Genomic DNA, 580 nt, shown 5'->3' on the forward strand with positions numbered 1-580 from the left:
GCCTCTTGTTGGCTCTTGACAACCACTTTTCTATGGGGCCGAGGAGGTAATTTTGTCCCCTTGCGTCTGCCAGATGAAATAAATCGGGGTTTGGGCGGTTTGGCTGGTGTCCCAATCTGGCGAATAATTCTACTAAAATCACGTTGTACCAACGTCGGTGACATCAACCCTTTTTTCATCGCTGGTAGATTGCGTTCCCAAGGGCGGGTCAAATTGCCAGCAACATGCCGCGCCATCCATAATTGAGCATAAGCCAGATGCACCAACTGCCACCACTTTTCCTCACGCACATCCTCCGGCGTTTGGAAACTGGCCAACAGCATTTTTTGTTTGCCAAAGCGGAAAAAGTGTTCCAGGTCATATCGTTGACCATACGCTTCGTAGATATCCTGGGCACTCAATTCATGGCGTCGCTTGCCAATAGCGAGAAGCCACATAGGTCGTTTGCAAGCCAAATTTCCTTCTTTATCATAACGAACAACTTGTATCAGTGTGAAAGGATGCCGGTGCATCGGCAATCGTTTGGGTTTGCGCTTGCCGGGCATCAGCATATTGTGCCACGCCTTGATGACAACGTGAT

Annotated in this window: 1 protein-coding gene; it reads right to left on the reverse strand. The window is 49.1% G+C overall.

From position 1 onward, the window contains the following. Nucleotides 1-551: hypothetical protein (locus tag ACQY6F_RS19000; protein WP_428776687.1), on the reverse strand; the 551-nt coding region annotated here is incomplete at its 3' end. Nucleotides 552-580 lie beyond the last annotated feature (29 nt).

This window comes from Vibrio sp., assembly GCF_050299255.1.
GTDB lineage: Bacteria > Pseudomonadota > Gammaproteobacteria > Enterobacterales > Vibrionaceae > Vibrio.